This window comes from Serratia sp. CoH_122_TC_1, assembly GCF_058191755.1.
Genome location: NZ_JBXWLA010000002.1, coordinates 92,861 through 115,967, shown reverse-complemented (window position 1 = coordinate 115,967; position 23,107 = coordinate 92,861). Strand labels below are relative to the sequence as shown.

Sequence of the window (23,107 nt, the reverse complement as noted above, 5' to 3'; positions counted from 1 at the left end):
TTCAGGCTGCCAAGGTATGCTCGCGGAACGCGGTCAGTAACTCTTCGGTAAACTTCAGGCGTTTCTGACGGTCGGCCAAGTCCAACATAAACTTCAGCTTGGTTGGTCCATCCAGACGATAGATTTGCGGATGACTCTGTAGCAGACCAATCAAATAACCCGGGTCAACCAGGTTCTTCTCACCAAACTCAATAAAGCCGCCGCGTTCATTACCTTCTATGCGTTTGATACCCAGTTTTTGGGCGTGTTGACGCAGAGCCGCACATTGCAGCAGGTTACGTGCCGGATCGGGGAGCAGACCGAAGCGGTCAATCAGCTCCACTTTCAGCTCTTCCAGTTCACCGTCGTTTTTCGCGCTGGCAATACGTTTATAGAACGACAGGCGGGTGTTAACGTCGGGGATGAAATCATCCGGCAGGAGGGCTGGCATACGCAGCTCCACTTCGGTTTGGTTGCTGGTGAGATCTTCCAGCGAAGGCTCACGTCCATGCTTAAGCGCATCAACCGCACTTTCCAACAGTTCCATATACAGTGAAAAACCGACGGTGGTCATCTGGCCGCTTTGATCTTCACCCAACAGTTCACCTGCGCCACGGATCTCAAGATCGTGAGTGGCTAGCGCAAAGCCGGCACCCAGATCTTCCAGTGACGCGATGGCCTCCAGGCGTTTATGGGCGTCGGTGCTCATGGCTTTTGGATTTGGCGTCAGCAAATACGCGTAAGCTTGATGGTGCGAACGCCCGACGCGGCCGCGTAGCTGGTGTAACTGCGCAAGCCCAAAGCGATCCGCACGCTCAATGATAATGGTATTGGCGCTGGGGATATCGATGCCGGTTTCAATAATGGTGGTACAGACCAACACATTGAAGCGCTGGTGGTGGAAGTCGTTCATCACGCGTTCCAAATCGCGTTCGCGCATCTGGCCGTGACCGATGGCAATGCGCGCCTCTGGCACCAACTCTGCCAGTTTTTCTGCTGCCTTTTCGATGTTTTCTACATCGTTGTACAGGTAGTAAACCTGGCCTCCGCGCAGCACTTCTCGCAGGATGGCTTCGCGGACGACCAAACTGTCGTACTCGCGGACAAAGGTTTTTACTGCCAGGCGGCGGGCAGGTGGGGTGGCAATAATGGACAGGTCACGCATGCCGCTCATGGCCATATTCAGCGTGCGCGGGATCGGCGTGGCGGTCAGCGTCAGGATATCCACATCGGCACGCATCGCCTTGATGCGTTCTTTATGGCGGACACCGAAACGGTGCTCTTCGTCAACGATAAGCAGCCCCAGATCTTTCCAGCGCAGTTCGCTTTGCAGCAATTTGTGGGTACCAATGATAATGTCAACTTTGCCATCAACGGCGTCGTCCATCACTTGCTGCTGTTCTTTAGCGCTGCGGAAGCGTGACATCATCTCGATACGGATTGGCCAGGTGGCGAAGCGATCGCGGAAGTTGTCAAAATGCTGCTGCGCCAACAGCGTTGTCGGCACCAATACCGCAACTTGTTTGCCGTTTTCAACGGCCAGAAACGCGGCGCGCATTGCCACTTCGGTTTTGCCGAAGCCGACATCGCCACATACCAGGCGGTCCATGGCCAGGGGTTGGCACATGTCGCTCAGTACGGCGTTGATCGCCTGCTCCTGATCGGGTGTGGTTTCAAACGGGAAGCTCTGACAGAACAGCTGATATTGCTCACGGTTATGTTTAAACGCGAAACCGGTTTTAGCCGCGCGTTGGGCGTAGATATCCAACAGCTCTGCTGCCACGTCCCGTACCCGCTCGGCCGCTTTCTGTCGTGCGCGCGACCAGGCATCACCGCCCAGTTTATGCAGCGGGGCATTTTCGTCTGCGCCACCCGCATAGCGGCTGATCAGATGCAATGAAGAAACCGGTACGTACAGTTTGTCTTCACCGGCATAGGACAAGATCAGGTATTCGGCCTTGATGCCACCGGCCTCCAGCGTGGTTAACCCCACGTAGCGCCCAACGCCATGCTCCAGATGTACCACCGGTTGACCCGGGTGCAGTTCTGCCAGGTTGCGGATCAGAACGTCGGTATTAATGGTCCGTCGGTTGTCCTGCCGACGGCGGCTGACGCGTTCGCCGAGCAGATCGCTTTCGCAGATCAGGGCCCGGTTACGCATACCGTCGAGGAAGCCGCGTTCGGAAGCCCCGACCATCATGTAACGGCCGGCCGGCTCGGTCTGATCGAGATGCTGGATCAACGAGGTGCCGAGCTTGATGCGGCCTAGCAGGTCTTGCAGCGTTTCCCGGCGACCTTCACTTTCCACTGAGAAGATAACGCTGCCGTCAAAGCTTTCAATAAAGCGGCGCAGATTGTCCAAGGGGGCTTTCTGCTGGGCCTGCACCGCCAGATCCGGCAGGGCGCGGTAATCCAGATTGGTGTTACCGGCCTTGGCAGGCAATTCCTCGGTTTTTAGCGCCATGCGCGGCCAGGCTTTTAACTCGCTAAACAATGCATCAACCCTCAGCCACAGGCTGTCCGGCGCCAGCAGTGGGCGCATCGGATCGACACGGCGGCTCTCGAAACGTTGGTTAACGTCCTGCCAGAAGCGTTCGGCGGCGCTTTCCAGATTGCCGGTATTGACGATCAGCGTATTGCCTGGCAGGTAGCTGAACAGCGACGGCAGCGGTTGGTTGAAGAACAGCGGCTGCCAGTATTCGATACCGGCAGGCCAGGTGCCTTTACTCACCTGTTGATAAATATGTTCGGCGTCGCGGCGCACTTCAAACTGCTCGCGCCACTGGCTGCGGAACAGCTCGATGGCATTTTTATCGGTTGGGAACTCATGGGCCGGTAGCAGGTTGATCGCGTCGACTTCGCTCAGTGTGCGCTGGTTGTCGACATCAAAGGTGCGCAGGCTGTCGATTTCATCGTCGAAGAAATCGATGCGATAGGGCTCTTCGCTCCCCATCGGGAACAGATCAAGTAACGCGCCGCGCGTGGCGAACTCACCGTGCTCCATCACCTGATCGACACTGCGGTAGCCCGCTTGCTCGAGTTGGGCACGCAGTTTGTCGCGTGACAGGCGCTGGCCTTTTTTCATGACCAGCGCGTGGCCGTGCAGGAATTCGTGCGGGCAAACACGCTGCATCAGCGTATTGACCGGCAGGATAATGACGCCGCGCACCATGGTCGGCAAGTGGTACAGGCTCGACAGGCGTGCGGAGATGATTTCCTGATGCGGTGAGAAGCTGTCGTAGGGGAGGGTTTCCCAGTCCGACAGAGTGGTCACCATTTGATCGGTAAACTGCTGAATTTCGTCGCGCAGCCGCAGGGCATTTTGCATGTCCGGGGCGATCAACATCACCGGCCCGTTATGTCGTTCGATGATCTCGGCGCACTCTACGGCGCAGGCCGAGCCGGTCAGTTGCCCCAACTGGCGCAAGTCACCAGCACGCTCAGGCAAAGAATAACGGGAGGATGAGGATGCAGCACGCTTAGGGTTATCGGAGATGCTCATTAAGGTATCTTTAATCAATGTATTAAATTTCGCCCCGGCAGAAATAACACCGCGCCTTTAGCCGGTAATACTAGCCCACTGGGCAATAAACTGACATAGATAAAAGCGCGGCGCGGCGGTCTAATGGCGAATGTTTAACCACTCAATGGCATTACTCTTGTGTAGCCAGGGCGAGATAGTCGTGGATTTTATCGACGTCAACGTTACCGCCGCTGACGATCACCCCCACTTTTTTGCCGCGCAGATCCAGTAGCGAATTCATTGCTGCCGCTGCGGCCAGGCAACCGGTCGGTTCGACCACCATTTTCATCCGTTCCATAAAGAAACGCATCTGCCGGCAGAGTTGCGGGTCACTGACCGTCAAAATATCGTCAACGTACTCTTGAATGATAGGGAATGTCAGCGCACCCACCTGCTGGGTCTGAGCGCCGTCGGCAATCGTTTTCGGTACGGGGATGTGTACCGGTTGGCCACTGCGAAACGCCTGTTGCACGTCGTTGCCTGCCTGCGGTTCAACGCCGAACACCCGACAGTGCGGTGACCAGTGTTTGGCTGCAACCGCGCTACCGGCCAGTAGACCACCGCCACCGGTGCACACCAACAGCACATCCAGTGGCCCGATGTCCTCAATCAGTTCTTTGGTGGCGGTGCCCTGGCCTGCAATCACCTGCGGGTAATCGTAGGGGGGCACTATCGTCAGGCGGTGTTCAGCAGCCAGCCGTTGGGTAATGGCTTCACGGTCTTCGCTGTGGCGCTGGTAAATCACCACGTTGGCACCGTAACCGCGGGTTGCCGCCAGCTTGGTTGCCGGTGCGTCGTGCGGCATCACAATGGTCACATTGACCCCAAGTTCGCGTGCCGCCAGTGCCATTGCCTGGGCATGGTTACCTGAGGAAAAGGCAATCACGCCCGCTTTGCGTTGCGCAGCACTCAATTGGGCAATGGCGTTATAGGCACCGCGAAACTTGAAGGCGCCTACGCGTTGGAAATTTTCACACTTGAAGAACAGCTGCGCACCGGTGAGGTTATCGGCCTGCCGAGATGTCATCACCGGTGTACGGATGGCATGTCCAGCCAGAATTTCTGCGGCGGTAGAGATATCGGCGGCGGTGATGCAGTGGGGAGTTGAACTCATGACGACCTCGCGCTGGTGAAAGGTTGATTGATTACCCGGAGATTTTAATTTACTCTTTGTAAAGTTATTGTCAAATGGTTAAGTTGATGAGTGATATCAAGCAGGAAAACGCACTGTTGCTGCGTGAAGCGGAAAAAATAGTTCAGGCGCTGGGGGCCATGTTTGCACCGAGCTGCGAAGTGGTGCTGCATGATCTCACGCAACCAGGGCGAGCCATTGTCGCCATCGCCAATAATCTGTCTAACCGCAGTATTGGCGATGCTGCCAGCGAAATGGGGCTGGAACGTATTGCCTCGCCGGATTTCCCTGATGTGGTACAGAACTATGCCAATGCTTTCCCCGACGGTCGGCCGGCCAAGAGCACGTCAATCGGCTTGCGTAACAGCCAGGGGGTTTATGTAGCAGCCATCTGCCTCAACCTGGATGTTTCAATCTTCAACAGCGTCAACGCCATCCTGCAACAGCTGACTGCGGTGGTGCAGAGCGCGCCGCAGGTTGCTGACGAGGGCGCGCGTTCATTGTCGGACATCGCCTCAGTGATCAACACTTTTGCGGCCTCGTGTGCCACTGCGCCGCGCGCGCTCTCTTCCGAACAGCGTTTTCAGGTGATCCAATTGCTTAAGCAGCAGGGCTATCTGCAACTGCGTGGTGCGGCCACTATGGCCGCGGAAGCATTGGGTATTTCGCGGGTCTCGGTTTACAACCTGTTAAAGCGAGATGCCGGGTGACCTGCTGCGGTTAGCCCGAACGGCGGAATAAAAGGCGTCAGGGTGGTTCCCTAAACGAGGTATAGCCTTTATTATCCTTGATCACTTTGCTTAAGCTACGGCCACAAAACGGATTTCATGTATCAACCTGTCGCGTTATTCATTGGCCTGCGCTATATGCGCGGGCGGGCCTCAGATCGCTTCGGGCGGTTTGTTTCCTGGCTTTCCACCATCGGCATTACGCTGGGGGTGATGGCGTTGGTCACCGTATTGTCGGTGATGAACGGTTTTGAAAAGGATCTGGAGAACAATATTCTCGGCCTGATGCCGCAGGCGTTGATCACTAGCCCTCAGGGGTCGATCAACCCGCAACAAATTCCTGCCTCGGTGGCGCAGGGGCTGCAGGGCGTTAGCCGCGTTGCACCGTTAACCACCGGTGACGTGGTGCTGCAAAGCGCTCGCAGCGTGGCGGTCGGAGTTATGTTAGGGGTAAACCCGGACGAAGCTGATCCCTTGACGCCGTTTCTGGTGAACGTCAAACAGCAGCTGTTACAGCCGGGCCAGTACAATATCATCCTTGGCGAACAGCTTGCCGGGCAGCTTGGCGTCAAACGCGGCGACCCGCTGCGGGTGATGGTGCCGAGCGCCAGCCAATTTACGCCGATGGGCCGCATTCCCATTCAACGTCTGTTTACTGTGGTCGGCACTTTCCATGCGAACAGTGAAGTTGATGGTACCCAGATGCTGGTCAATCAGCAGGACGCTTCACGCCTGCTGCGCTATCCGGCAGGTAATATCACGGGGTGGCGTTTGTTCCTGCAACAGCCGCTGACGGTTGATACGCTGAGCCAACAAAAATTGCCTCAGGGCACCGAATGGAAAGACTGGCGCGAACGTAAAGGCGAGTTGTTCCAGGCGGTGCGCATGGAGAAAAACATGATGGGGCTGCTGCTCAGCCTGATCGTGGCAGTGGCGGCGTTCAACATTATTACGTCACTCGGTCTGCTGGTTATGGAAAAGCAGGGTGAAGTCGCCATTTTGCAAACACAGGGCCTGACACGTCGACAAATCATGGCGGTGTTTATGGTGCAGGGCGCGAGTGCGGGCATTATCGGCTCGTTGCTCGGCACGCTGTTAGGCGTGCTACTGGCCACCAACCTGAATAATCTGATGCCGATTCTCGGCGCATTGATTGACGGCGCATCGTTGCCGGTGGCGGTTGACCCGTTGCAGGTGACGATCATTGCCGTGGCGGCGATGGCGGTTTCCCTGTTGTCCACGCTTTACCCTTCATGGCGCGCTGCCGCCGTACAACCCGCTGAGGCTTTACGTTATGAGTAACCATCTTTTGTTGCAGTGCGACAACCTGTGTAAGACCTATCAGGAAGGCAACCTGCATACCGACGTACTGCGCAATGTCAGTTTTTCTATGCAGCCGGGCGAGATGATGGCGATTGTCGGTAGTTCAGGCTCCGGCAAAAGTACCTTATTGCACCTGTTGGGGGGGCTGGACTCCCCAACCTCCGGCGAGGTGATCTACAAAGGTCAGTCAATGAATACCTTGTCTTCGGCGGCCAAAGCCGAGCTGCGCAACCGCCAGCTTGGTTTCATCTATCAGTTCCACCATCTGTTGCCGGACTTTACTGCACTGGAAAACGCCGCAATGCCGCTGTTGATCGGCGGTATAAAGCCGGCACAGGCGCAAGAAAAAGCGCTGGAGATGCTGGCGGCGGTCGGGTTGGCAAAACGCAGCAAGCACCGGCCTTCAGAATTGTCCGGCGGTGAGCGCCAGCGCGTGGCCATTGCGCGTGCGTTGGTGAATAACCCGTCGTTGGTGTTAGCGGATGAGCCGACCGGTAATTTGGATAAACGTACGGCCGACAGCATCTTTGATCTGCTCGGTGAGTTGAACGTGCGCCAGGGTACGGCGTTCCTGGTGGTAACCCATGACCTGCAACTGGCGAAGCGTCTTAGCCGCCAATTGGAAATGGCCGACGGCCATCTGCAGGCCCAGTTGACCCTGTTGGGGGCTGAGTAATGGCGGGTGCGTCACTTTCCTTTCTGACGGCTCTGCGTTTCAGCCGAGGGCGCAAGCGCGGTGGCATGGTGTCGTTGATCTCGGTGATCTCCACCATCGGTATCGCCTTGGGCGTTGCCGTGCTGATTGTTGGCCTGAGCGCGATGAATGGTTTTGAGCGTGAACTGAAAAACCGTATTTTGGCCGTGGTACCCCATGGCGAAATCGAACCGGTGAAACAGCCATTTAAAGATTGGCCGTCGATTCTGCAACGGGTAGAAAAAGTGCCAGGCATAGCGGCTGCCGCGCCTTATATTAACTTTACCGGCCTGATGGAAAATGGCGCGCAACTGCGTGCGGTCGGGGTCAAAGGGGTTGATCCGCAGCAGGAAAACCAACTCAGTGCGTTGCCGAAATACGTCCAAGGCGATGCCTGGGCTAATTTTAAAAGCGGTGAGCAGCAGGTGATCCTGGGTAAGGGCGTTGCTGATGCATTGGGCGTCAAGCAGGGCAGCTATGTGACGGTGATGATCCCTAACAGCGATCCGCAAATGAAGCTGTTGCAACCGAAGCGTATCCGTTTGCACGTAACGGGTATTTTGCAGCTCAGTGGCCAGCTCGATCACAGCCTGGCGATGGTGCCCCTGGCCGACGCTCAGCAATATCTGGATATGGGCGATAGCGTGACGGGGATTGCCATCAAGGTTAACGATGTGTTTGCCGCCAACAAGCTGGTGCGCGATGCGGGCGAAGTCACCAACGCTTATGTTTATATCAAGAGCTGGATTGGTACCTATGGCTACATGTACCGTGATATTCAGATGATTCGCGCCATCATGTATCTGGCAATGGTGCTGGTGATCGGCGTCGCCTGTTTCAATATCGTCTCCACGCTGGTGATGGCGGTGAAAGACAAGAGCGGTGATATTGCGGTGCTGCGTACTCTGGGTGCCAAAGACGGCTTTATTCGCGCCATCTTTATCTGGTACGGCCTGCTGGCCGGGCTGGTGGGCAGCGTCAGCGGGGTCGTGGTGGGGGTTATCGCGTCGTTGCAACTGACCAACATCATTAAAGGAGTGGAAAAACTGATGGGGCATTCATTCCTGTCGGGCGATATCTACTTCATCGACTTCCTGCCTTCTGAGTTGCACTGGCTGGACGTGTTGATTGTACTGGTGACGGCGTTGGTGCTCAGCCTGTTGGCAAGTTGGTATCCAGCCAGGCGTGCCAGCCGTATTGATCCGGCACGCGTATTGAGCGGTCAATAATCAAAATCAGGGGAGGCAGCGATGCCGCCCCATTTTTTTAGCCTAAGGGTGGGTTATGTACTACGGTTTCGATATGGGCGGCACCAAGATTGAGCTGGGCGTGTTTGATGCAGACCTGCAACGCATTTGGCAAAAAAGGGTGCCGACACCGCGTGACGATTATCAGCAGCTGCTGGCAACGTTGCGCGATCTGACCTTTGAGGCGGATGCGTTCTGTGGCCAACAGGGAATGGTGGGTATCGGCATTCCGGGGCTGCCCAACGACGATGATGGTACGGTATTCACAGCTAACGTACCGGCGGCAATGGGGCAACGTTTACCACTGGATCTGGCTGAGCTGATTGGTCGTGACGTGCGTATTGATAACGACGCCAACTGTTTTGCGCTGTCGGAGGCCTGGGACGACGAGTTCCGTCACTATCCAACGGTGTTGGGCATTATCCTTGGCACCGGGGTGGGCGGCGGGTTGATCGTCGACGGCAAAGTGGTCTCCGGGCGTAACTATATTGCTGGCGAATTTGGCCATTTCCGCCTGCCGGTGGATGCGCTTGACGTGCTGGGGCATGATATACCTCGCGTTCCTTGTGGCTGCGGCCATCAAGGTTGCATCGAAAATTACATTTCTGGTCGCGGTTTTGAGTGGATGTACGCCCACTTTTATCAGCAGCACTTGCCTGCACAGCAGATTATTGCGCATTATCAGTCGGGTGAGCCGCAGGCGGTGGCTCATGTCGAACGTTTTATGGATGTTCTGGCGATATGCCTGGGCAATTTACTGACCATTATTGATCCACATCTGGTGGTGATTGGTGGCGGGTTATCGAATTTTGAAGCCATCTACCAGGCGTTACCCGAGCGTTTACCCGCGCATCTGTTGCGTGTGGCCAAGTTGCCACGAATTGAAAAAGCGCGCTATGGGGACGCGGGTGGCGTACGTGGGGCTGCGTTCCTCAATTTGGTTCACAGGGAAAAGTAAGGAGAGAGTTAATGCATACTCGCCATCGGCTGTGTCAGTTTCGCAAGAGTAAGCATGTGCTGCATCAGCGCTTTCGTTCGCGGATTTTTCATCGCGATACCATGGCGGCGGCCGAGCTGAAGAAGCCGTTTGTCGTGGTGTTGACCGGGGCCGGGATCTCGGCCGAGTCAGGTATCCGTACTTTCCGCGCCGCAGACGGTTTGTGGGAAGAGCACCGTGTGGAAGATGTCGCTACGCCGGAAGGCTATCAGCGCGATCCGCAACTTGTGCAGGCGTTTTACAATGAACGCCGCCGGCAGCTACAGTCCCCGGAGATTGCCCCTAATGCGGCACACCGCGCATTGGCGGATCTGGAAGCCTGGTTGGGGGATAACTTCCTGCTGGTGACGCAGAATATCGATAATCTGCATGAGCGCGCCGGCAGTTCGCGCGTGTTGCATATGCACGGTGAACTGTTGAAAGTCCGCTGCACCAGCTCCGGGCAGGTATTTGACTGGCCGGAGGATCTCAGCGTGGACGATCGCTGCCATTGCTGCCAATTCCCGGCGCCTTTGCGGCCACACGTGGTGTGGTTCGGCGAAATGCCGTTGGGCATGGATGAAATCTATCAGGCGCTGGCCAAGGCCGATTTCTTTGTGGCTATTGGCACTTCGGGCCACGTTTATCCGGCTGCGGGTTTTGTACACGAGGCACGCTTGGGCGGGGCGCACACCATGGAACTGAATCTGGAGCCCAGCCAGGTAGAAAGTCAGTTTGATGAAAAACACTATGGTCCTGCCAGTGCGGTAGTACCACGGTTCGTGCACAAATTCCTGGTTGGGAAAGTCGAAAGAGCCGATCAACCTTAATGCTGGTTTCAGGGCGCAGCCTGTGGCGTCCTGAACTTTCTCCTTCACACCTTGATGTTTGCCTGCCTGCTCAGCCGCTTTGCGCCACCGGCCTACCCATGTTGTTCAACGTTCCACCATCGATGAACGAACCCGCACCGCTGTAATTATCACTGCAATTAATGATTTCCGTTAAATCTGGGTAAAAATGACCTGTCTCAATATTTGATCCGAACCGGTTCCGCATAATGAAACGCGATATTCTGAGGGCGGATACCATGGATAAACTACTAGATCGCTTTTTTAACTACGTCTCATTCGACACGCAATCTAAAGCGAACGTCAAACATGTGCCGAGCACCGACGGGCAATTGAAGCTGGCGCGCGCGTTGCAGCAGGAAATGATTGAATTGGGGTTTGAACGGGTGTCGCTCAGCGAGCATGGCTGCGTTATGGGCACCTTACCGGGGAACGTTGCCTGGCCCGTGCCGGCAATTGGGTTTATTTCGCATCTGGATACGTCACCCGACTTTAGCGGAAAGCACGTTAACCCGCAGATCGTCGAGAATTACCGCGGTGGCGATATTGCGCTCGGCATCGGCGATGAAGTGTTGTCACCGGTGATGTTTCCGATCCTGCACCACATGTTGGGGCAGACACTGATCACCACCGACGGTAAAACGCTGCTCGGTGCTGATGATAAAGCGGGCATTGCCGAGATATTGACCGCCATGGTGCGGCTACAACAGCGTAAGATCCCACACGGTGATATCCGCGTGGCCTTCACGCCGGATGAAGAGGTTGGTAAAGGCGCTCAGTTGTTTGACGTTGCAGAGTTCAATGCCGAGTGGGCCTATACCGTAGACGGAGGCGGCGTGGGTGAACTGGAGTGTGAAAACTTCAATGCGGCGTCAGTAACGGTGAAAATTGTCGGTAATAACGTGCACCCGGGGAGCGCCAAAGGGGTAATGGTGAACGCACTGTCTCTCGCGACCCGTATTCAGCAGGCACTACCGGCGGACGAAACCCCGGAAACCACCACGGGTTATGAGGGGTTTTATCATCTCAGCAGCCTTAAGGGGAGCGTTGAACGCGCCGAGATGCACTACATCCTGCGAGATTTCGAGCGTGACGGTTTTGAAGCGCGCAAACGCCGGATGATCGAGATCGCTCAGCAGGTGGGTAAAGGCCTGCCGCGTGATTGCTATATTGAGGTGGCGATCGAAGACAGTTATTACAACATGCGCGAGCAGGTGGCTGAGCATCCCCATGTGATTGCGCTGGCGCAACAGGCAATGCGCGACTGTGATATTGAACCTGTCATGAAGCCCATTCGTGGCGGCACCGACGGGGCACAGCTGTCGTTCCGCGGTTTGCCGTGCCCGAACCTGTTTACCGGCGGTTATAACTACCACTGCAAGCATGAGTTTGTTTCCCTGGAAGGGATGGAGCAGGCGGTGGCGGTTATTATGCGCATCGCGGCGCTGACGGCCGAACGCGCAAAATAACACCGATTACAATCGTTATAATTGCTTGCCGCAACAAGGGTTTGCTCCTAGTGTGGGACATATATCCAGCACAAGGAGCCTTATCATGAGCACTGAACACCGTATCGATCGCCAATGCCTTGAACAGTTTGTACAGGCTATTTGGCGCCATGCCGGCAGCACGGAGCGGGAAGCCGCACTGGTGGCGGATCATTTAGTCCAGGCCAATTTGGCTGGGCACGATTCGCATGGCGTCGGCATGATCCCAAGCTACATGGCATCGTTGGCGCAAGGGCATTTACAACTGAATGTCCATGCTCAGGTGGTGCGCGATGCGGGGGCCGTGCTGACGATTGATGGTGGCCAGGGATTTGGCCAGGTGGTGGCCAGCGAAGCGATGGATAAAGGGATTGAACGCGCTCGGCAATTGGGGCTGGCGGCGGTGGCGTTGCATAATTCACACCATATTGGCCGTATTGGTCACTGGGCTGAACAGTGTGCACGTGCCGGTTTTATCTCCATTCATTTTGTCAACGTGGTGGGCGATCCCATGGTGGCGCCGTTCGGTGGCAGCGATCGTCGTTTTGGCACTAACCCATTCTGCGTCATTTTTCCCCGTCCCGATAAACAACCGCTGTTGCTGGATTTTGCCACCAGTGGCATTGCTTTTGGCAAAACGCGCGTGGCCTACAACAAGGGCCAGAGCGTCGCGCCTGGTTATCTTATCGATCACCAGGGGCAACCAACGATGGAGCCTTGCGTGATGCACGAGCCGCCGTTTGGCTCGCTGTTGCCCTTCGGTGCGCATAAAGGGTATGCGCTGGCCACGCTGTGCGAAATTCTCGGTGGTGCGCTGTCCGGTGGGCGTACCACCCATGACGCGACGTTGAAATCTGACAGTGACGCCATATTCAACTGTATGACCACCCTCATTCTCAACCCCGAGGCCTTTGCTGCGCCGGAAATGCAGAATGAAGCAGAGGCGTTTATCGACTGGGTGAAGGCTTCTCCCCCAAGCGACGGACAGCCGATTGCAGTTCCCGGGGAATGGGAGGCGGCGAACCGCGTGGCGCGGTTGCAACAGGGCATCCCGATAGATGCAAATACCTGGCAGCAAATCTGTGCGGCAGCGCAACAGGCCGGAATGCCGGACCATGAACTGGAAAACTACCGGACGAAGGTCTTACGGGGATAAAAAAAGCCACCCGCCGAAAAGCGGGTGGCTTGATGAGACAGTACTCAGCTTCAGTCTTTAAAATACCAATAACCGTTATTAACCAGCGCGGTCAGCAGCGCCAGGAATGACGGGTCGTCAATGGCATCGCCGAGCATGGCAGCATCAACGCTGAAGTTCTGGCACATGGCATTGACAGCCTGCAGGTGCTCGGTATCCATCAGTTCACCGTTCGCAAAGCACTGGTCGCCGACGCGCAGTACGCGCAGTCCACCCAGGCGTTGCAAAGGTTCGCCCTGCTGCAGCAGTTCGTAAATTTCCCCGGCTTGATAAGGCGGCTCCGGCGGCGCAGCATCCAGTTCGTGGCGCGTCTGGGAGATAAACTCGCCGAACCACTGCTGGAAGTGCTCGGGTTGCTGAACCAAATCCAACATCATCTGGCGTAATGCGTCGACTTCCTGCGGTAACACCTCTGCCGGTTGTTCACGCAGTTGGATCTCCGGGTCGCTGTAGCGTTTACTGCCCAGTTCGCGTGCAAGTACATAGTCAGCAAAGCCGCTGACCAGCTCACGAGCATTCGGTGCGCGGAAGCCTACAGAGTAATTCAGGGCATTTTCCAGCGCGTAGCCTTCATGTGGGAAACCTGGCGGGATATACAGAATGTCACCCGGTTCCATTTCTTCATCAATAATGGCGTCGAACGGTTCTACCTGCAGCAGGTCAGGATGAGGGCAGTGCTGTTTCATCGGCACTTTTTCGCCCACACGCCAGCGGCGACGGCCCGTACCCTGAATGATAAAGACGTCGTACTGATCGAAGTGAGGACCAACGCCACCCCCCGGGACCGAGAACGAAATCATCAGGTCGTCCATTCGCCAGTCAGGCAGTTGACGGAATGGGCGCATCAGCGCGCTGGAAGGCTCATGCCAGTGGTCGACTGCCTGAACCAGCAGTGACCAGTTGTTTTCGCTCAGGTGGTCAAAACTCTCGAATGGGCCGTGCGCAACCTGCCAGCGGCCGTCCTGGTGGCTGACCAAACGGCTGTCCACTTCGTTTTCCATCGCCAGCCCAGCCAGCTCGTCCGGGGAGATCGGATCGATAAAGTTTTTGAAGCCGCGCTTCAGAATCACCGGACGCTTTTGCCAATAGCGTTGCAAAAAATCGTTCCAGTCCAGATCTAATTGATAATCCATGTTCTATTCCAGGATAGAGGAGTGAGCCTGAGTGCGATTATACTCGTCATACTTCAAACTGCATCTTTGTTGGCTACGCTTAGTTACGTGGCCCGTCCATGGGCCACGCCCCTGCGGGGCCGCTGCAACCAGCGTTCAAATCGGCTCCCGGCAGATTTGTCACCCAAATCACTGACTTTAGTCAGCTCACCGGGTTTTGCTCGCTTGCCGCCGCCATGCCATTCGAATTATGTAGAGTATATAACGGAAGATTGGCCCCGGGGATCGGGGCCTGAACAACAGAATTTACTCGTGGTGGTGAGAGTCGTGCTGGCGAGCGAAAGTGACCTGCATGCGGGCTCCTCCCAATGGGCTATCGCTAATGGTGATAGAACCGTCGTACTGCTCAATGATCTCCGCTGCGACTGACAATCCCAGACCCTGGCCAGGTCGAAGTGTGTCTACCCGCTGGCCGCGTTGGAAGATCAGTTCGCGTTTGCTTTCCGGAATGCCTGGGCCATCGTCATCGATGACGATAGTGAGGAATTTATCGGAGTGGAGGGAGGTGATTTCAACGAACTCCAGGCAGTATTTACAGGCGTTTTCCAGCACGTTGCCCATGACTTCCATAAAGTCGTTTTTCTCCCCCATAAAAGTCACTTCCGGTGAGATATCCAGCGTGATCACCACGCCTTTACGTTGATAGACCTTATTCAGCGCCACGGTGAGGCTGTCCAGCAGCGCTGGCACCGAATGGATTTCACGCGTCAGTACCGTCTGCCCCGAGTTGATACTGGCACGGTGCAGGTAGTAACCAATTTGCTGGGAGATACGGCTGATCTGATCGAGCATGATAGGCTCAACTTCCTCAATCGTGGTCTGCTTGCCGGTACGCAGTGAACGTAACGTGGTTTGCAGCACCGCCAGCGGCGTCTTCAGACTATGCGTGAGATCGGAAAGCGTGGTGCGATATTTGGTGTAACGTTGACGTTCGTTACGCACCAGAATATTCAGATTGCGCACCAGCCCGCGCAACTCACTGGGGGGATTCTCGTCGAGTTGGTCACGTTCACCGTTTTCCAGCTCTCCGACCTGATTCACCAGTGCCTTGATGGGGCGCAGGCTCCAGTAAGCCGCCAGCCAAAGCAAGGGGACCACCAGCAGCAAGTTGGCCAGCAGCACATAGCTGAACCATTCCCACACCACATCCGAACGCTGAAGCTCTTGCGGAATGGTGTCGACCACCACGATGCTCAGCGCCGGTAATCTGGCCGTTGCCGCGTAGGTGTTGACCGCCACGGAGTGGGTCAATGCGTTTTGATCGTTGTCGTCATAATCTTTGAGCTGATCTTGCGCTTTGGGGTTGTTGCCCAGCACTTCGCTACTGACGCGGGTATCAGTATCAATTTCGTAGAAACCGGACTCTTCCAGCCACTCTTTATTGATGCGTTTTTCCAACTCTGGCACCTGACGCTGGCTCCACAACAGGTTGCCTTTATCATCGTAAATGAAAACCAAAGTAGGGAAGTTGAGATCAATATCCGGTGGAATGGCGATGGTTAACTTGTTGTTATTCCATTGAGCCAGGCTGAAGAACAGATTGCTTTCACCGCGCAGCAAACGAAAGGCGGTTTTGTCGAAACTGACAATATAGCCCACCACGGCCACCAGACCATAAGACAGCGACAGCGCCAGGATCACCCCGGCGGTTGCCATCAAAAAGCGGGCGCGCAGTGAAAACGGTTTTTTATCCTTGTTGAACATGATGTTCACTTCGCATCAAAACGATAGCCCTGGCCACGTACTGTGGTGATCACTTCCTGTGGGTATTCCGCCTGCAGCTTTTTACGCAACCGGCCCATTAGCACGTCGATGGTATGGCTTTCACGCAGTTCAGCATCTGGATACAGTTGCAGCATCAAGGAATCTTTGCTGACCACCTTGCCGGCGTTGCGAATTAAGGTTTCGATAATCGTGTATTCAAACGCGGTCAGTTTAATTTGCTGTTCGTTGACGCTGAGCTCGCGACGCGAGAGATCAATTTGGAACGGCGGTAAAACGATGACCTGTGAAGCAAGGCCGCTATTGCGACGCATCAACGCCTGCATACGGGCGATGACTTCTTCCAGATGGAACGGCTTGGTGACATAGTCGTCGGCGCCGGCTTCCAGCACGGCCACTTTGTCTTGCCAGCTCTCACGCGCAGTCAGTACCAGAATCGGCAGCTTCATCTGGTGGGCACGCCAGCGGCGGATCAGGCTCAGACCGTCTTCACCGGGCAGGCCAAGATCGACAATGGCGATGTCTGGCGCATGTTCTTGCAGGAAATAGTCGGCTTCCTTGGCATCTTCCGCTGCATCAACCTGGTGGCCCATTTCACGCATCTGTACAGAGACGTGGTGGCGCAACAAACCATTATCTTCAACAACCAGTACTCGCATGACAGACTCCTGTAGAGTGGCGGGTGAACATCCTGTCACCCGCGCTATAAAAGGTAACACGCTCTTTGGCGTATACGGGATAGCGCGGTAACCATACCCATCTGATCGTGTTGACGTTATGGTAGGTATAACCTGCACTTATCGCAAGGGACGCAGAACCTTGGTTAAAAATAAGCGCTATCTATTTTTTGTACGCCGCCATTATCGGCAACGCCCGATAAACGCAGGATAAACAATGGCGGGGCAAAGCTAAACCAAACTTAAACAGAAGAGGCCGTTAACCAGAAAACCCAGGCATTTTGTTCAGGTTACGTCAGGGCGGGTACCGCGCTGTACGGTTGTGACATAATTCCCTGTATCACAGTAACTCTTGGTGTGGGCCGCACCGGCCTATCTTTGACTCGGAACACTATGAAGCCCAGCAGCGACAATAAGCAGCACGCCACGCAGGATGCGATACACGTGACCTTTACCCGGCATTTACGGCAAGGATTGACGCGTAAAGCCGCGTTGCACCTGACGATTAAGCAACTCGCGATCGCCGGAACGCTGGGGTATTTGGCTAAACTTCCGCCCAGTCGCACGTTGGCCGTACGGCTGGCTATTTCGCGCGATACCGTCGAGTTAACCTATGCCCAATTGGAAGCCGAAGGCTACATTGCCCGAGCCGTAGGGCGTGGCAGCTTTGTCAGTTATCAGCAAAATACGTTGATCGGCCGTGAGTTGTTGGCTTCGGAGAAGACTGAAAGCACCCTCTTGGTAGAACGGGAGCTTAGCGCACATGGCCGTTCTCTGCTGGTTGCTGCGCATACTCCCCATACCTGCCGTAATGGTGCACTGACCCCTTCATTGCCCGACTTGCGGCTGTTCCCCATCGAAAGCTGGCTACAGCTCGAAAGACAGGCCGTGCGTCAGGGAGCCGAGTCTCTGTTAGGCTATGCCGATCCTCAGGGGCTGGTGGAGCTAAGAGCAGAAATTATTGACTATCTGCGCCGTGAAAGGGGGGTTAAAGCCAGTGCGGAGCAGGTGATCGTGGTGACCAGTTCCCAGCAGGCGTTATCGCTGTGTACGCAGGTCCTGTTTAACCCCGGCGACAGCGTCTTCGTTGAGGAACCCGGTTATCAGGGGGCTAAAAAATTGGCTCAGTCTGCAGGGTTAATCACATATCCAATCGGTGTAGATCAATCCGGTATGGATATTGATGCGCTGATTCAGGCGGACGCGGGAGGCCGGGGGGTGTATATCACGGCCTCTCACCATTATCCGTTAGGCCATTCGCTCAGCATAGAAAGAAGGCTGAAACTTTTGGCGTGGGCACAGCATGAAAAAGCCTGGATTATTGAAGATGATTACGATTCTGAATTTAATTATAACGGCCTGACGACCGCCTCATTGCAAGGGTTGGATCAATATCAACGGACTTTATATATTGGCACCTTCAGTAAAACCTTATTCCCGGGATTGCGTATTGGATTCCTTATCGTTCCTCCGCAGTTAATTAAACCTATGGTGGCGGCAAAGCAATTTCAGGATGGTTATACGTCTGCATTACCACAAATGACGTTATTCAAATTCTTACATGGCGATTTTTATGCCGAACACTTAAGGAACATGCGCAAGATATATCAGGCTCGGCTTGAGATTTTGCATGCTGCAGTTCATCAGTATCTTGGTGCCTGGACTCAGCCGCTGTTGCCGCAGGGCGGCCTGCAGCTGGTATGCCCGCTGGCAGACGCAGCCACTGAGCGGCGGTTGATTCATGCTGCCGCGGCCCAAGGAATGAAAGTCTACGGGCTGATTGACTTTTATACTCATAAACCCAGTAAAGGGGCCTTGGTCTTCGGCTTTGCTGCCTATACACCGGATGAGATTGTAAAATTTATCAAAAGGTTATCATCTATTTTTGGCGAACTTCAAGCACCTGCCTAAAGGTGGTAGTCCCGCCAAATTGGTCTGCTTACTGTTATTAATTGGTCTGTATTCAGCCTTGAGTGGTGGGTGTATCCTGCTGGTATTACGTTATTTTTTCTCAGAAAACCCGCGAGGATCTATGCGCCCAATCAACAATGAAGTTGTAGTACGAAAAATACAAAGCGATGACAAATCACAGTGGTTGGATCTTTGGCAAGGCTATCTTCATTTTTACCGTGCGGAGGTTCCGGCGCAGGTCACCGATCATACCTTTGAACGGTTATGCGAAGGGCATCAGGTTTACGGCCTGGTGGCGGAAGATAAAGACGGCACATTGTTGGGATTAATGAATCTGATTTTTCACCCATCAACCTGGAGCTCTGCCGGTTATTGCTATATTGAAGATCTTTATGTTTCACCGGCGGCGCGGGGTAAGAAAGCGTCCGAAAAGTTATTCGAGCAAGCTTATCTGCTGGCGAATGAAAAAGGCAGCGATAGGGTTTATTGGATGACACAAGAATATAACGCCCCAGCGCGCTCACTGTACGACAAAGTAGGCCAAAGAAGCTCGTTTATTGTTTATAACCGTTAGCGGCGGAGAATATATGATGATCAATCAATTCGGGCAGCCGGTCGGTGAGTCATTATCCGAGTGGCGAGCGGCGAAACGGCCCGCAGGGGAAACCCTGGCAGGGCGCTTTTGCCAGCTGAAGCTGCTTGACCCACAGCGAGATCATGCTGCGTTGTTCCACGCCTTCCAGCAGGCGCCGGATGGCCGGGACTGGACGTATTTGTCGATAGAACGGCCTGAGAGCCCAGCGGCGATGTTGCAACACCTGACTGCGCTGCAGGCGAACCCCACACTGGTGAATTTGACGGTGTTTGACCGTGAAAGCGGGCTTCCGGTTGGGACGGTGGCTTATATGCGTATCGACGAAGGCAACGGCGTGGCGGAAATTGGCCATGTCAGCTGGTCACCGGCGATGAAGCAGCGTTCAAGCGCTACCGAAGCGATTTATCTGATGTTAAAGCACGTGTTTGAGGATTTGGGCTATCGTCGCTGCGAGTGGAAGTGTGACAGCCATAATGCCCCCTCCAGGCAGGCCGCGGCGAGATTTGGTTTCAACCATGAGGGGACATTCAGGTATGCAGTGGTCACCAAAGGCCGCAGTCGGGATACCGACTGGTTCGCGATGACGGTTGACCGCTGGCCGGCCATCAACGCCGGGTTTGAGCAATGGCTAAACCCCGATAACTTTACTGCGAACGGGCAACAGAAAAAACGATTGCAGGATTTTATGGAATAAAAAAGGCGGCCAAACGGCCGCCTTTTCTGACTTGAAACCAAGCCGTTACTTCAGTTCATCAACCATGGTCGCGGCGCGACCGATGTAGTTCGCTGGAGTCATGGCTTTCAGGCGCGTTTTCTCTTCTTCCGGCAGGGCCAGTCCATCGATAAATGCCTGCATGCCTGCGGCATCCACACGCTTGCCGCGAGTGAGCTCTTTCAGCTTCTCGTACGGCTTTTCGATGCCATAACGGCGCATCACGGTTTGGATAGGCTCGGCCAGCACTTCCCAGTTGTGATCCAGTTCGTCCAACAGGTGTGCCTGATTCACTTCCAGCTTGCTGATGCCTTTCATGGTCGCCTGGTAGGCGATCAGCGCATAACCCAGGCCAACACCCAGATTACGCAGCACGGTGGAGTCAGTCAGGTCGCGCTGCCAGCGGGAAACAGGCAGTTTGCTGGCCAAATGACCCAATACCGCGTTAGACAAGCCCAGGTTACCTTCAGAGTTTTCGAAGTCGATCGGGTTGACCTTGTGCGGCATGGTAGAAGAACCGATTTCGCCAGCGATGGTTTTCTGCTTGAAGTGATTCAGGGCAATGTAACCCCAGATATCACGATCGAAGTCGATCAGGATGGTGTTGAAACGCGCCACGCAGTCAAACAGTTCTGCGATGTAGTCGTGCGGTTCAATCTGTGTGGTGTACGGGTTCCAGGTGATGCCCAGAGACGTAACGAACTCTTTGCTGAAGACATGCCAGTCCACTTCAGGGTAAGCGACAATGTGGGCGTTATAGTTGCCGACAGCACCGTTAATTTTACCCATGATTTCCACGCGCTCAAACTGACGGAACTGACGTTCCATACGGTAGGCTACGTTGGCGAATTCTTTCCCGACGGTAGACGGCGTTGCCGGCTGGCCGTGGGTACGGGACAGCAACGGAATATCACGGTATTCCAGCGCCAGACCCTTGATTGAGTCGATGATTTTACGCCAGTACGGCAGCACCACGTCCTGACGCGCGGTTTGTAGCATCAGCGCGTGCGACAGGTTGTTGATGTCTTCTGAGGTACACGCAAAGTGGATAAACTCGGACACCGCCTGCAGGGCAGGGATCGCTTCCACTTTTTCTTTCAGGAAATACTCAACCGCTTTCACGTCGTGGTTGGTGGTGCGTTCGATAGTCTTGATGCGTTGCGCGTCTTCTTCGCTGAACTCTGCGACGATTTTGTCGAGGAAAGCGTTTGCGTCGGCGTCAAAAGCCGGAACTTCCTTGATTTCTGCGCAGGCGGCCAGTTTTTGCAGCCAACGTACTTCAACCTGCACGCGGAATTTCAGCAGACCGTATTCGCTGAAAATGGCGCGCAGTGCGCTGACTTTATCACCGTAGCGTCCATCAACGGGTGAGACGGCGGTCAGTGAGGATAATTCCATCGGTAGCAACTCCTGGGATCTATTAACAATGAGCAACGATATTTTGCGCCTGTTTGAACAGACGATTACGGGAAAACATTAACTGCAGGCGGCTGCCGCCAACCTGTTGCCACAGCACGGCGGCACGGATGCCCGCCAGCAATGTGGCGCGAACCTTGGCCTGCACCTGCGGGTTTTGCAAGATAGCCGGTGAGCCGGTCACCTGGATGCGTGGCCCGAGCGGACTGACCACGTCGACATAAATGCCGGCCAGTGCGCTGATAATAGTGTCGGATTCCAGATCAAAATGCGCCAACTGACGCTCAAGTTGACCAAGACGTTCACCAAGCTGGTTCATCGCCTGTTTATTGGCGTTGAGCTTGCGCTCCAGCACCATCAAGCTGATGGTGTAGCGGGTCAGCTCTGCCCCCAGCCCTTTATTGTTGGCATTGAGCACGCTCATCAGCGTCTCAAGACCCACTTTCAGATTACGCTCTTCACCACCAAAGACGGCCAGCGTGGAAGACGGGTCCATCTGCAGCAAGCTGCTTAGCGAGATATGAAAGGCGTCGCGATCGCATTGGCCTTCGTGCGCCAACTGTTGGACCATACGCGCGGCCTGGCTGATTCCGGCCATCGCCAGCGTAATGTCATAATAATTCTTCGCCACGATTACTCCTGTAAACGCTGTTCGATAATGCCGCCGCCGAGACAGACTTCACCCTGATAGAACACGGCAGACTGGCCTGGGGTGACAGCGGCGACCGGCTCGTCGAAACGCACTTCAATACGTTCTTCGTCAAGCGGGGTGACTGTGCATGGAATATCCTGTTGGCGGTAACGCGTTTTCACCGTACAACGGAAGGGGCCAGTCAGCGGCAGACGGTCGACCCAATGTAGCTGTTGTGCGATCAGACCGACGGACATCAGACGCGGATGCTCATGCCCTTGGGCGACCACCAAAATGTTGTTGGCAACGTCTTTGTCGACGACGTACCACGGATCTTCACTGCTGTCCTTCATGCCGCCAATGCCCAGCCCTTTACGTTGACCCAGGGTGTGGTACATCAAGCCCTGATGTTCACCGACGGTCTGGCCGTCGACAGTGACAATGGGGCCTGGTTGTGCAGGCAGGTAGCGGCCGAGGAAATCACGGAATTTGCGCTCGCCGATAAAACAGATACCGGTGGAGTCTTTTTTCTTGGCGGTGACCAGCTCAAGCCGTTCGGCGATGCGACGCACCTCAGGCTTTTCCAGTTCACCGACCGGGAACAGGCTTTGTGCAACCTGCTCGTGGCTCAGGGTATAGAGGAAATAGCTCTGGTCTTTGTTACCGTCGACACCGCGCAGTAAGCGGCTTTTGCCCTCTACGTCCTGGCGACGTACGTAGTGACCGGTGGCGATAAAATCGGCGCCCAGATCTTCTGCGGCGAATTCCAGGAACGCTTTGAATTTGATTTCTTTATTGCACAGAATGTCTGGGTTCGGCGTACGGCCGGCTTTGTACTCTTCCAGGAACAGTTCAAAAACGTTGTCCCAGTACTCTGCCGCGAAATTCACCGTATGCAGTTCGATACCGAGTTTGTCGCATACTGCCTGCGCATCGGCCAGATCGGTCGCTGCGGAGCAATATTCTTCGTCATCGTCTTCTTCCCAGTTCTTCATAAACAGCCCAGCGACCTGATAGCCCTGTTGCTGTAACAGATAGGCAGTAACGGAAGAGTCGACGCCGCCGGACATACCGACGATTACTTTTTTCTGGCTGTTGTCTGACATGGGGATCTCACGAACTTGAACACGAACCGTGCT

The 23,107-nt window shown here is 55.0% G+C and carries 19 protein-coding genes; 11 read left to right on the top strand and 8 right to left on the bottom strand.

Features of this window, described 5'->3' with window-relative positions; translation table 11 throughout:
* Position 1: 1 nt before the first annotated feature.
* Both mfd and AC2FC2_RS03095 read right to left on the bottom strand, forming a co-directional pair.
* Positions 2 to 3,481 carry a transcription-repair coupling factor gene (gene mfd, locus AC2FC2_RS03100; protein ID WP_490658704.1) on the bottom strand — a complete coding sequence of 1,160 codons (3,480 nt, stop codon included), beginning with the start codon at positions 3,479 to 3,481 and terminating at the stop codon, positions 2 to 4.
* 151 nt (positions 3,482 to 3,632) lie between these two features.
* Positions 3,633 to 4,616, bottom strand: coding sequence for a threo-3-hydroxy-L-aspartate ammonia-lyase (locus tag AC2FC2_RS03095; protein WP_490658703.1), 984 nt, complete (start codon positions 4,614 to 4,616; stop codon positions 3,633 to 3,635).
* Between the two features lie 86 nt (positions 4,617 to 4,702).
* Between AC2FC2_RS03095 and AC2FC2_RS03090 the strand changes: the two genes are divergently transcribed.
* The 8 genes from AC2FC2_RS03090 to AC2FC2_RS03055 all read left to right on the top strand — a co-directional run bounded on the left by AC2FC2_RS03090 (position 4,703) and on the right by AC2FC2_RS03055 (position 13,093).
* A complete protein-coding gene (locus tag AC2FC2_RS03090; protein WP_209632857.1) occupies positions 4,703 to 5,344 on the top strand; it encodes a helix-turn-helix transcriptional regulator in 642 nt (213 codons plus the stop codon).
* Positions 5,345 to 5,461: 117 nt separating this feature from the next.
* Positions 5,462 to 6,664 (top strand): lipoprotein-releasing ABC transporter permease subunit LolC, encoded by a 1,203-nt coding sequence (lolC, locus tag AC2FC2_RS03085; protein ID WP_265556979.1) that lies wholly within the window; start codon positions 5,462 to 5,464, stop codon positions 6,662 to 6,664.
* Entirely contained in the window at positions 6,657 to 7,361 is a 705-nt protein-coding gene (gene lolD / locus AC2FC2_RS03080) for a lipoprotein-releasing ABC transporter ATP-binding protein LolD (RefSeq protein ID WP_404759774.1), read from the top strand. The genes lolC and lolD overlap by 8 nt, the downstream gene beginning before the upstream one ends.
* A complete protein-coding gene (gene lolE, locus AC2FC2_RS03075) occupies positions 7,361 to 8,608 on the top strand; it encodes a lipoprotein-releasing ABC transporter permease subunit LolE (RefSeq protein WP_209632860.1) in 1,248 nt (415 codons plus the stop codon). The genes lolD and lolE overlap by 1 nt, the downstream gene beginning before the upstream one ends.
* Before the next feature lie 55 nt (positions 8,609 to 8,663).
* Positions 8,664 to 9,584, top strand: coding sequence for an N-acetylglucosamine kinase (gene nagK, locus AC2FC2_RS03070; protein ID WP_209632861.1), 921 nt, complete (start codon positions 8,664 to 8,666; stop codon positions 9,582 to 9,584).
* Between the two features lie 11 nt (positions 9,585 to 9,595).
* A complete protein-coding gene (gene cobB, locus AC2FC2_RS03065; protein ID WP_209632862.1) occupies positions 9,596 to 10,432 on the top strand; it encodes a Sir2 family NAD+-dependent deacetylase in 837 nt (278 codons plus the stop codon).
* 257 nt (positions 10,433 to 10,689) lie between these two features.
* Positions 10,690 to 11,919, top strand: coding sequence for a peptidase T (gene pepT / locus AC2FC2_RS03060; protein WP_490658702.1), 1,230 nt, complete (start codon positions 10,690 to 10,692; stop codon positions 11,917 to 11,919).
* A gap of 85 nt (positions 11,920 to 12,004) precedes the next feature.
* Positions 12,005 to 13,093 carry a malate/lactate/ureidoglycolate dehydrogenase gene (locus AC2FC2_RS03055; RefSeq protein WP_490658701.1) on the top strand — a complete coding sequence of 363 codons (1,089 nt, stop codon included), beginning with the start codon at positions 12,005 to 12,007 and terminating at the stop codon, positions 13,091 to 13,093.
* Positions 13,094 to 13,143: 50 nt separating this feature from the next.
* Here the strand turns inward: AC2FC2_RS03055 and AC2FC2_RS03050 are convergent, their stop codons facing one another.
* The 3 genes from AC2FC2_RS03050 to phoP form a co-directional block, all read right to left on the bottom strand.
* Positions 13,144 to 14,265: a ribosomal protein uL16 3-hydroxylase gene (locus AC2FC2_RS03050; RefSeq protein ID WP_404759771.1), complete on the bottom strand. Its 1,122-nt coding sequence runs from the start codon at positions 14,263 to 14,265 to the stop codon at positions 13,144 to 13,146.
* 285 nt (positions 14,266 to 14,550) lie between these two features.
* On the bottom strand, positions 14,551 to 16,008 hold the full coding sequence (gene phoQ, locus AC2FC2_RS03045) for a two-component system sensor histidine kinase PhoQ (RefSeq protein ID WP_265556973.1): 1,458 nt from the start codon (positions 16,006 to 16,008) through the stop codon (positions 14,551 to 14,553).
* Positions 16,009 to 16,013: 5 nt separating this feature from the next.
* Entirely contained in the window at positions 16,014 to 16,685 is a 672-nt protein-coding gene (gene phoP, locus AC2FC2_RS03040; RefSeq protein ID WP_490658700.1) for a two-component system response regulator PhoP, read from the bottom strand.
* 411 nt (positions 16,686 to 17,096) lie between these two features.
* Here phoP and pdxR point away from each other — a divergent pair, with 411 nt between their 5' ends.
* From pdxR to AC2FC2_RS03025, 3 genes are all read left to right on the top strand, one after another.
* Positions 17,097 to 18,614 carry a MocR-like pyridoxine biosynthesis transcription factor PdxR gene (gene pdxR, locus AC2FC2_RS03035; RefSeq protein ID WP_490307658.1) on the top strand — a complete coding sequence of 506 codons (1,518 nt, stop codon included), beginning with the start codon at positions 17,097 to 17,099 and terminating at the stop codon, positions 18,612 to 18,614.
* Between the two features lie 121 nt (positions 18,615 to 18,735).
* A complete protein-coding gene (locus AC2FC2_RS03030) occupies positions 18,736 to 19,188 on the top strand; it encodes a GNAT family N-acetyltransferase (RefSeq protein WP_209632868.1) in 453 nt (150 codons plus the stop codon).
* A 13-nt stretch (positions 19,189 to 19,201) separates the two neighbouring features.
* On the top strand, positions 19,202 to 19,903 hold the full coding sequence (locus tag AC2FC2_RS03025; RefSeq protein WP_209632869.1) for a GNAT family N-acetyltransferase: 702 nt from the start codon (positions 19,202 to 19,204) through the stop codon (positions 19,901 to 19,903).
* 45 nt (positions 19,904 to 19,948) lie between these two features.
* Here AC2FC2_RS03025 and purB read toward each other — a convergent pair whose 3' ends face one another.
* The 3 genes from purB to mnmA are packed head-to-tail and all read right to left on the bottom strand — an operon-like array spanning position 19,949 to position 23,074.
* Positions 19,949 to 21,319 (bottom strand): adenylosuccinate lyase, encoded by a 1,371-nt coding sequence (gene purB / locus AC2FC2_RS03020; protein WP_490658699.1) that lies wholly within the window; start codon positions 21,317 to 21,319, stop codon positions 19,949 to 19,951.
* Positions 21,320 to 21,341: 22 nt separating this feature from the next.
* A complete protein-coding gene (hflD, locus tag AC2FC2_RS03015) occupies positions 21,342 to 21,968 on the bottom strand; it encodes a high frequency lysogenization protein HflD (RefSeq protein ID WP_265556967.1) in 627 nt (208 codons plus the stop codon).
* A gap of 2 nt (positions 21,969 to 21,970) precedes the next feature.
* Positions 21,971 to 23,074 (bottom strand): tRNA 2-thiouridine(34) synthase MnmA, encoded by a 1,104-nt coding sequence (gene mnmA / locus AC2FC2_RS03010; RefSeq protein WP_490658698.1) that lies wholly within the window; start codon positions 23,072 to 23,074, stop codon positions 21,971 to 21,973.
* Positions 23,075 to 23,107: the final 33 nt, after the last annotated feature.

Coding starts and splice junctions, on each gene's coding strand:
- mfd (WP_490658704.1), bottom strand. CDS start 3,481: ATGAGCATCTCCGATAACCCTAAGCGTGCTGCATCCTCATCCTCCCGT.
- AC2FC2_RS03095 (WP_490658703.1), bottom strand. CDS start 4,616: ATGAGTTCAACTCCCCACTGCATCACCGCCGCCGATATCTCTACCGCC.
- AC2FC2_RS03090 (WP_209632857.1), top strand. CDS start 4,703: ATGAGTGATATCAAGCAGGAAAACGCACTGTTGCTGCGTGAAGCGGAA.
- lolC (WP_265556979.1), top strand. CDS start 5,462: ATGTATCAACCTGTCGCGTTATTCATTGGCCTGCGCTATATGCGCGGG.
- lolD (WP_404759774.1), top strand. CDS start 6,657: ATGAGTAACCATCTTTTGTTGCAGTGCGACAACCTGTGTAAGACCTAT.
- lolE (WP_209632860.1), top strand. CDS start 7,361: ATGGCGGGTGCGTCACTTTCCTTTCTGACGGCTCTGCGTTTCAGCCGA.
- nagK (WP_209632861.1), top strand. CDS start 8,664: ATGTACTACGGTTTCGATATGGGCGGCACCAAGATTGAGCTGGGCGTG.
- cobB (WP_209632862.1), top strand. CDS start 9,596: ATGCATACTCGCCATCGGCTGTGTCAGTTTCGCAAGAGTAAGCATGTG.
- pepT (WP_490658702.1), top strand. CDS start 10,690: ATGGATAAACTACTAGATCGCTTTTTTAACTACGTCTCATTCGACACG.
- AC2FC2_RS03055 (WP_490658701.1), top strand. CDS start 12,005: ATGAGCACTGAACACCGTATCGATCGCCAATGCCTTGAACAGTTTGTA.
- AC2FC2_RS03050 (WP_404759771.1), bottom strand. CDS start 14,265: ATGGATTATCAATTAGATCTGGACTGGAACGATTTTTTGCAACGCTAT.
- phoQ (WP_265556973.1), bottom strand. CDS start 16,008: ATGTTCAACAAGGATAAAAAACCGTTTTCACTGCGCGCCCGCTTTTTG.
- phoP (WP_490658700.1), bottom strand. CDS start 16,685: ATGCGAGTACTGGTTGTTGAAGATAATGGTTTGTTGCGCCACCACGTC.
- pdxR (WP_490307658.1), top strand. CDS start 17,097: ATGAAGCCCAGCAGCGACAATAAGCAGCACGCCACGCAGGATGCGATA.
- AC2FC2_RS03030 (WP_209632868.1), top strand. CDS start 18,736: ATGCGCCCAATCAACAATGAAGTTGTAGTACGAAAAATACAAAGCGAT.
- AC2FC2_RS03025 (WP_209632869.1), top strand. CDS start 19,202: ATGATGATCAATCAATTCGGGCAGCCGGTCGGTGAGTCATTATCCGAG.
- purB (WP_490658699.1), bottom strand. CDS start 21,319: ATGGAATTATCCTCACTGACCGCCGTCTCACCCGTTGATGGACGCTAC.
- mnmA (WP_490658698.1), bottom strand. CDS start 23,074: ATGTCAGACAACAGCCAGAAAAAAGTAATCGTCGGTATGTCCGGCGGC.